Raw genomic sequence first — 8,835 nt, forward strand, 5'->3', positions numbered from 1 at the left:
AAGGGTTTAAGGATGTAAATTTGGGGGATATTGGCAATTTGCCTTTTCCGGATGGTACGTTTCAACTTGTCCTTGCTACTGATGTAATCGAACATATCGATAATGATTTAGCCGCATTATCAGAAATTCGCCGCGTTCTTGCTTCTGAGGGTCGAGCCATTGTGACAGTTCCTGCCTTCAAAATGCTTTGGGGGACACAGGATGAGGTTTCTCACCACAAAAGAAGGTATTTAAAGAAAGAACTTCTAGAAAAAGCCAAAAAAGTAGGGTTTAATTGTATAACTATATTTTACTTTAATTATATTTTGTTTTTGCCGATTTTGACTGCTAGGACTGTTATTAAGTTATTAAAACTTGGTGTAAAAAATGAAAATTCAATTAATAACGACTTTTTAAATAATTTATTCAAGGCCATTTTTAAGTTTGATGTCATGTCAGCTCCAACCTTGTCACCTCCTTTCGGCGTTTCTATATTGGCACTGCTGGATAAGCCAAACACAGGGGCTTAAGTTCCAACAAAATTCAAGTTGTTCAATACTTAGTACTTACATGGATCTAGTAAGTCTGAGAATAAAGTAGTTTTTGAAAGTTATCTCCTTATGTCTCTATCCAACTTTCTCTCCTTATTGCGCTGTCCCCAATCTGGAGAACCTCTACAGCTAAAAGAGGGTAAGATAGTAAACCTATCAGGCCAGTACTGTTATGGAATCAGTGCCTCAGATATTCCTCTGTTCGGAGAGCAGGTTTGTTCACCAGATGCACGCATACAGCAGCAGCATTATGAAGCAGTCGCTAAAGCCTATTTACAGAATCTTAGCTATCCCCACACCCAAGAGTATATGAACTATCTTGACTTGGCGCTCTTGTCAGCTACTGGGGATACTCATTTGGGAACCGTCGCAGAAATTTGTTGCGGACGGGGCGAAGCCTTTATCCTTCTAAAAGAACGTATTGAGCGAGGGGTTGGAGTAGACATATCTCTATCCATGTTGGAAAATGCTCAGATCACTCTACCGAATGAAAATCTTCTCTTCGTTCAGGGAGATGCAACACAATTACCCCTACAGAGCGAAGCCTTCGATAGTGTGTTCATGCTAGGTGGTATCCATCATGTGCGCGATCGCCAAAAGCTGTTTTCAGAAATCTTTAGAATCCTCAAACCTGGTGGTTACTTTGTATTTAGGGAACCTTTAAGCGACTTCATACTCTGGCGTTGGCTTCGGGCGATTATTTACCGTCTTTCTCCTGCTCTCGATCACGAAACAGAACGACCTCTCTTATATTCGGAAACAGTACCCCTTCTTCTGGATGTTGGTTTTTGTCTTAGCCAGTGGCGTAGTTATGGCTTTCTGGGTTTCTGTTTGTTTATGAACAGCGATGTTTTAGTTTTCAACCGTTTGCTGCGTTTCGTTCCTGGTATTCGCAGTTTGACGCGGCTCGTAACCCAGTTTGATGATTGGGCTGTCCGATTACCAGGCTTCCAAAATGCTGGGCTACAAGTAATAAGTCGAGCTAGTAAAAACGCTTAAAAATCCTGAATACAGACTTTAATCAATAAAGCCATGAACTAATGAAAAAGCTAAAATATCTATGGTTGAATAAACGAGGAAAAATCTTATCAATCTCAACGCTAACGCTACTTCTTTTATTAGCTTTGTTGCCTCTAGGACTTTGGGTTCGATATCAGTTTTTTCTACTTAATGGAGGACTGTCGGAATCTTATATTGATTGGGCATTTATCCATTATTTCGGTGGTATAACACCGCAATATGTACAGGGGGCAGATGATATCCTGCATCTACGACCTTTTTCAACTACCTCATACCCCCCAGGGTACTCTATATTTATTGCTATCTGGAAACTGTTCGGAATTAATAACCTTCAGACGATTCGCCTAATACAAGCAGCTATTGATTGCTTGACCGTTTTTCCAATTTTTTATGTTTTGAATCGGCTTGGCGTTCGGCCTATTTTCTCACTATGCGCTGCTGGCATTTACATTGTTGCACCCTTGTGGGCATTTGGAAGTGTCATGCTACTTGCTGAATCCCTCTCTCCTGCTATGATGGCTTGGTTACTTGCCTTAATGGTCTTTGCAAGTAGTCGGCGTCAGAAAATTCTCTGGGTAGCAGCTGGCTTGATTGTTGCTCTCATGGCTTTGATTCGCCCTGATTTGATTCTCTTCCTTTGTCCACTCCTACTTTGGACTATATTTACTGCTCCTAATGACCAAAGGATTCAGGCAGTGACGATGACTATAATTGGGTTTTTTATCCCTATATTCCTATGGGGAGCTTATAATAAAATTAACCACGGACAGTGGCTTTTCACGTCTAATTCAGGAAGCTATGCCCTGTGGGGCGGACTTGGACAATTGCCCAATGACTATGGGTATTTTGTCAACGATGCCAAGGCTAGGGAACTACTTACAAAACAAGGTATTATTAGCTGGCACTCTGCGGAATCAAGCAATTATTGGAGGACGGCCTACTACAATGCTTGGCGGCAACATCCTATATATGTTTTGAGAGTTATTCTTTACCGGATTTCAAAAATTCCATTTGACCACCAATTGTACAGAGCTACAGTTGGATATTTTGAGGGACTTCATACATACTTTACTAAATATGGTTTTTTTGTTCTTTGTCTGTCTCTAGTACCACTAATTTTTCAAAAAAAGTTTTCTACAGCTTATCTTATTTCTCTTCCTTTAGTTTATGCACTAGCTAGCCTTGGTCTGGTCTATTATGAGCCTCGTTATATAAGGTACGTACCTCTGAGTTATATTTTTGCTGGCGCGATCGAGCTCAATCTTTTATATAGCGGGTTCGTGTCGCTCTCGCCACTATTGAGGAAAAGAGCCGTTTCTTTAGGTCTAGTAGTACTAGTACTAACCGTTATTGGAAGCTACACAACCAGAAATATGCTGGTACTGAGCGAAGAGGCGAAAAACACAGTATTAGCCAATCAAACGCGTTTGGCGTTTGCTCAAGATCGCACAAAACCTATCGCAACCTTAAGCAACTTGACTTGGACAAAAGCAGTAGATGATGTTTCCTTTGAGACTGATTCAGCTGGTCACCTACATGTGAAAACAAGCCAAGGACAGTTCAATTATCAACTCATGACTCGTATAAATACTTCCGGGTTCTCTAGTATTCTTATTAATTATGATGTTCATGTAGAAGATGGTAGCGGGATGGCTGTAGGATTGCTTTCGCCAAATCAAAGCCACTTTATTGGAACTACAAATTTAAATACGCCGGGGGATCATGTTGACTTTTTGACTGTCCCCGTCAAAGACCTACAATCTATGTGGTTAGTGTTAATGAATTCGCGATCCGCAAATGGACAATCCCGCTTTGAAGTAAGAAAGCTGGATATTGTTGCGATGTAGTGAGGAATTTTTTCAGCAAAAATTATCTATGTGGGTTGACAACATCTTTAGATTCTAGAGCGTTCCAGTTCCTTATGATTCATATCTTCATTCAGCAAATTATCCAGCAACGCGGGAGAACGCGAAAAAGGAGCAATAAAAATTTTAATCTTGATCACGAATTAATTTATATCTAGATATAGCAGTTCTCAGTTGCGTGAGGTACATCAGAATAACCTAACCCCCTACCCCTTCCCTACCAGGGAAGGGGAGTAAGAATCAAAGCCTTTCTCCTTGTAGGAGAGAGGTTTTCCAGAGAGGTCAGAGTGTACCTCATCCAATCGAGAAGGGCTATAGAAATTACGACCTATTTTTGTTAGTTACGTTCTAGGATAAAGAACATTTGTGATGTTTTAGAAAATAGACCACGGACAAAATCTATTACGGCAAAGATTGCACTGAGGGGAAGAAACAAAGGGTGATAGACAACTGGCTTTTCTCGTGTAATTGAGACCAAACTGTGCCTTTCCAGCCAAAATAACACACTGCTAGCCCAAAAGGGCGCTCCTTGTGTGTAAATCGCTTGTTGAATTTTTAAACCGGCTCTTTCTGCAACTTGCTCGAAACTATTTTTAGTAAACAATACCCAGTGACGCGGACAGTGATAGCCGCCCCAGTTTAGGTGGCGAAATATTTTAGCGTCCCAACTCTCATAGTTTGGAGTTTTAACTAAAATTACTCCTTGTTGAGAAAGGAGATTATAAATTTTCTTCAGAACTTCGTAAGGGTTTTCGACATGTTCAATAAGATTAAGCAACAATATTAAATCAAATTTGTCGGCAGTACCAAAATCTTCAATCCTTCCGCAAAAATATTGATGACCGTTTTTTCGAGCTAATTCAGCAGCACCAGTATCAATATCAACAACTTGGGTAAAAGTAACTCGTTCATCAATTTCTTTGATAAGAGTAAGTTCCCATCCTTCTCCACCACCAACGTCTAGAACTTTCAAATTATTACCAGTTAAATTCTTAAATATTTTTCTATAAATTTTTCCATCCAACCAATTCTTGACTTGATGTACCAATGATTTTTTTGTTGGGGTAAACGAGTAGTAATTAGAAGGATAAATTTCTAATAGACGCTCTCGTGGAACTGGATGGATAAACAAGGCATCACACTCCAAACAGTGATAGAAAGTAAAAGTATCATCAATGGTTTTATATTCTCTATCTTGACCCTCTGCCCAGAATTCTGTTTGCTCACATCCACAAGCAAGACAATGCAATTTGAGTGAGTTACAAGCTAGATTTCCTTCTTTTGTCATATTAATTCTGCAACTAAATGCTAAATAAAGATACAAAAGTTCTCAAATAGCTAGTACGGTTGTTTTGAATTATGTCTGCCGCTTCAGTATCCATTAAAAAATCTTCCAGCTCTTTGAAGCGAGTATACGAGACTTGTGGTTCCCAATGGTGAAGCATATGTCGGTTGAAGCCTGCGCCACCAAGGGTGCTTGCAAGAAGTCCTTCACCAAACATTCTATTGACCTGACCATGATGTGTAGTGTGGTAGTCAATTTCTGTTCTAGCAGATTCATCTCGGTGTTCCAAGACCTGCCGAATAGCGCAGAAAAATGGAAAGAAAATCAATACTCCAGCTAGCCACGCACCTGCCAAAGACCAGAATCCTAAAACTGCTGAGACCACTAAAATTAAACAATTGAGGGCAGCTCCAAGAACTAGCTGTGTACTGATAGAGCTTTGCTTAGATGTATCAGAAGGAGCTTGCTTTGATTGCCTAAATTTTTTCCTAACAGATAAAACCTTTAAAACTTTAATTCCCGTAATAGACTCTAGAATAAATTTTAAATTAAGGGCTTCAAAATAAGTAGTTTCTGTATCTGCTGGTGTTCCAAGGTTTTTATGATGTGCAAAATGAATTGAACGATATACCTTAATATTTTGACCTACCATCAGGCCAATAAAAATATTGGCTAATTTATCATTCACTTCCCGATCTTTGGCAATGTTATAGTGAGCTGCTTCATGTAAAAAAAGCTGTATGTAGGCGATACTATAACCAAAAAGCGAGCCACAGACGATTATATTGACAGGTAGATAACTTGGTAAATATATATCCATTAATATAGCCAATGTAGATATCAATACAAGGCATATATACCCAGCCAATAAATGTAACCAAACTAAATGGAATTTTGGAGTGAGTAGCCTTCTGAAGTCTCTATATTGGACTCCAAAACTGTTAACTAGCATATCTCGATCTAGTTCTTCCAGTAGTTTTAGCTTGGAACTGCTCATAATGATTTTATTTCAGATTGATATTTACTTTCAATTTAATTTTTTATTTTACCGCAGATTTTAAATCCACGATATTGGTGTATGCATTTCATGAGCGACTACTTAGTAGTTCTATCTCAGCGTGACAGTACCCAACAATTCGCTCTTACTACTCAAACCCCACTGTTCATACCAGAGTTCAAACATCAACAGAGTCCATAACAACTTACGATGGTCTTTTTGACCCATCATGTGTTCTTGTAGTAATAGTTGTACATAGTCGGGATTAAAGAAACTTTCGCGTTCCAACCGCTCCTTAGCAAGCATATCTTCGAGTAGAGGGCGTAAGGAGCCAGCCAACCACTTCGCCACTGGCATGTTAAACCCTTTCTTGCCTCGCTGTAGAATGGCATCGGGTAAACGGCCTCGCATTACCCTCTTTAAGATGTATTTGGTTGTCAGACCGCGCAACTTCAGACTATGAGGTAAACCAGACACGTATTCTACGAGCGTATGATTGAGCAACGGTACGCGCACTTCCAGCGAGTTAGCCATACTAGCTCGGTCTACCTTGGGCAAAATGTCTCCCTCTAGATACAACTTCATATCGCTATACAAAAGCTGATTTAGGGCTTCCTTGGCTTGAGAGTGGCGTTGATAGTCAAAGGCTACTTGATAGGTATCTTTTTCTCGTAACTGAGTCCAAGGTTGTAACAGTTGCTGCTTCTGAGCTGACGTAAAAGAACCCAACCATTGGTGATGGCGAATCACCAATGGTAAACCCCGACCTGCAATAAAACGTCTGATTTTAAAATCCAAGCTGATGTTATCAAACGAAACAGGCATTCTGTCCACAACCCAGGGCACTAAACTATGGCGTACAACGCTTGGCAGAAGCATTTCGTAATACTCCACCAACCGGTGAGCCTGAAGCGTAGAATAGCCTGCAAAAAGTTCATCCCCACCATCACCCCCCAAAGCTACCTTGACATGATGGCGAGTGAACTGTGAGAGCAGAAAGGTTGGTATGAGAGATGAGTCACCTAACGGCTCGTCGAGAAACTTGGCAGCCTGTGGCACTAAATCCAGTGCCATCTTAGGGGTCAACGTTAGTTCATGGTGTTCAGTGCCCAAGTGCTGAGCCACCTGGTGAGCATAGTTAGATTCGTCGAAAGATACATCGTCAAATCGAATTGAAAAGCTCTTGACCCGTTGTGGTGCTATCTCTGTCATAAGTGCCGCCACAGCACTGGAATCAATTCCACCGCTGAGCAAAACGCCAACGGGTACGTCGCTAACCATCTCCTTGCGTACAACTTCTCTGAGAATTTCTAGGAGTTCGTTTTCATACTCAACCAACCGCTTAGGTTGAATATTCTCACTACGAGCGAGATTAACGTCCCAGTACTGCCAAATCCGCATCCGCCCCTCCGAAAAGGACAGCGCGTGTCCCGGTGGTAGCTTGGATATGCCTTGAAAAATGCTTCGCGGTGTAGGAACGTATTCAAAACTCAGATACTCGTTGAGCGCTACTAGATCGACTGTGCGGGGTATACCCGGATAGGTCAGAATCGTTTTCAGTTCAGAACCGAAGATCAGTGCACCATCATGCAGCGCGTAATATAAAGGTTTAATGCCCATGCGATCGCGAGCCAACACCAATCGCTGACGTCGGCTATCCCACAACGCCAGAGCAAACATCCCATTTAGGTGCTGTAGAAACTCATCACCAAACTCTTCATAAGCATGGACAATGATTTCCGTATCAGTATGGGTGTAAAAGTGATGTCCGCGTCGCGACAGTGAGTGAGTCAGTTCTGGATAGTTGTAGAGTTCGCCATTGAAGACAACCCAGATTGTCTTATCCTCATTGTGAATGGGCTGTCGCCCACCTTCCAAGTCAATAATCGATAGCCGCCGCGAACCTAAGCCAACGTTACCGTCCACATGAATGCCCTGCTCATCAGGGCCACGATGCACTATGGTAGCAGACATGCTTTCGATGAGCTTAGCGTCCACTGGTCTATCATGCTCGGCGAATATCACACCACAAATACCGCACATAATAAATTGCTCTGAATTGGGACAAGGCTTTGGGAAGATTCTAGCAGTATCAGGAGACGCTGTTATAACTCTAACTCCATGCAGTCTTGACCATAACCATTTATTGAACGTTCGTTCCTTCCGCTATTGTCTTGGTCATACAAAATAGCTTGGCACAAGCTACGAAATAAATGGCTATATAGAAAGAAAAGAAAGCATGAGTATCCTTTATTTTTTTGCCTTTTCACTTTTCCCTGTTTCCGTCAAGCCCCCGAATACATTCCTGCGGCTTGAGACGTGGGCTAAAAACAATTTTTATTTCCCACAACCCATGACTCGTACCAAAGTACAGCATTTAACACCGTCCACAGGTGAAAGCTGTAGCCGCCACCTTTGTGCATCTGGTGTTTGACCAAGTCCGTAAAATATTGATTATCTAAAAATCCTTCTTTTTTAATCTGCGATCGCTCAAAAGCAGCCAGACACCGCTGACCAAAATCTCCCTCCTTAAACCACTCCTCCATCGGCGCACCAAAACCTTGTTTTTTCCGGTAGATCATATCATTGTCAAGGTAAGGAGCAACAGCCTTTTTGAGAACTAACTTACCGACCCCATCCTGTAACTTGTATTTGGGAGGCATTCGGGTGGCAAATTCCACGACTTCATGATCGAGAAAGGGCACCCTGGCTTCGATCGCATGAGCCATTGTCAGTTTATCCACCCGCATCAGTAAATGTTCTGGCAAACGCAGCTTCATTTCCATGTAGGGAATCTTTTGCAGCACCTCTGGTTCCACCAAGTGACCCTTCAAGCCACCCAGGTAATGGCTGACCACTGAATGGCTATCGATAAGCTGGTGACTTTGGGGCAATAATCCCTCCACTGGACATTCAACAGTCTGCCGAAACGGTGCGGAATCTGGCGTGAGTTGGCGGCGCATCTCTCCCCACCAGCAAACTGCCCCACCCCAGAAGAGTTCCTGACCAGCCTGAGCCCGACGCTGAATCTCCAAGTCTTCTCCACTCAATCCCGGCAAAGTGGCTTTACCTCTAGACAGAAGACGTTGCCACCAACTCACTTTGTGCTGAGCCGGCTGGTAAACCGTTTCATACTTA

Annotated in this window: 7 protein-coding genes; 3 read left to right on the forward strand and 4 right to left on the reverse strand. The window is 42.0% G+C overall.

What is annotated here, in order from left to right; genetic code table 11:
• The 3 genes from V6C93_RS16140 to V6C93_RS16150 all read left to right on the forward strand — a co-directional run.
• Nucleotides 1–509: class I SAM-dependent methyltransferase (locus V6C93_RS16140; RefSeq protein ID WP_333477690.1), on the forward strand; the 509-nt coding region annotated here is incomplete at its 5' end.
• 90 nt (nucleotides 510–599) lie between these two features.
• Nucleotides 600–1,529 (forward strand): class I SAM-dependent methyltransferase, encoded by a 930-nt coding sequence (locus tag V6C93_RS16145; protein WP_333477691.1) that lies wholly within the window; start codon nucleotides 600–602, stop codon nucleotides 1,527–1,529.
• 41 nt (nucleotides 1,530–1,570) lie between these two features.
• A complete protein-coding gene (locus tag V6C93_RS16150) occupies nucleotides 1,571–3,397 on the forward strand; it encodes a glycosyltransferase family 39 protein (protein ID WP_333477692.1) in 1,827 nt (608 codons plus the stop codon).
• A 355-nt stretch (nucleotides 3,398–3,752) separates the two neighbouring features.
• Here the strand turns inward: V6C93_RS16150 and V6C93_RS16155 are convergent, their stop codons facing one another.
• From V6C93_RS16155 to V6C93_RS16170, 4 genes are all read right to left on the reverse strand, one after another.
• Entirely contained in the window at nucleotides 3,753–4,703 is a 951-nt protein-coding gene (locus V6C93_RS16155; protein ID WP_333477693.1) for a class I SAM-dependent methyltransferase, read from the reverse strand.
• Nucleotides 4,704–4,716: 13 nt separating this feature from the next.
• Nucleotides 4,717–5,697 carry a fatty acid desaturase gene (locus V6C93_RS16160; protein WP_333477694.1) on the reverse strand — a complete coding sequence of 327 codons (981 nt, stop codon included), beginning with the start codon at nucleotides 5,695–5,697 and terminating at the stop codon, nucleotides 4,717–4,719.
• A gap of 111 nt (nucleotides 5,698–5,808) precedes the next feature.
• Nucleotides 5,809–7,740, reverse strand: coding sequence for an asparagine synthase (glutamine-hydrolyzing) (gene asnB / locus V6C93_RS16165; protein ID WP_333477695.1), 1,932 nt, complete (start codon nucleotides 7,738–7,740; stop codon nucleotides 5,809–5,811).
• A 281-nt stretch (nucleotides 7,741–8,021) separates the two neighbouring features.
• The coding region (locus V6C93_RS16170; protein WP_333477696.1) for an asparagine synthase C-terminal domain-containing protein at nucleotides 8,022–8,835 on the reverse strand (814 nt) is incomplete at its 5' end.

This window comes from Allocoleopsis sp. (assembly GCF_036703385.1).
Taxonomy (GTDB): domain Bacteria; phylum Cyanobacteriota; class Cyanobacteriia; order Cyanobacteriales; family Coleofasciculaceae; genus Allocoleopsis.

Excerpts from the sequence above, each read along its gene's own strand:
- V6C93_RS16145 (WP_333477691.1), top strand. The coding sequence starts at position 600 with ATGTCTCTATCCAACTTTCTCTCCTTATTGCGCTGTCCCCAATCTGGA.
- V6C93_RS16150 (WP_333477692.1), top strand. The coding sequence starts at position 1,571 with ATGAAAAAGCTAAAATATCTATGGTTGAATAAACGAGGAAAAATCTTA.
- V6C93_RS16155 (WP_333477693.1), bottom strand. The coding sequence starts at position 4,703 with ATGACAAAAGAAGGAAATCTAGCTTGTAACTCACTCAAATTGCATTGT.
- V6C93_RS16160 (WP_333477694.1), bottom strand. The coding sequence starts at position 5,697 with ATGAGCAGTTCCAAGCTAAAACTACTGGAAGAACTAGATCGAGATATG.
- asnB (WP_333477695.1), bottom strand. The coding sequence starts at position 7,740 with ATGTGCGGTATTTGTGGTGTGATATTCGCCGAGCATGATAGACCAGTG.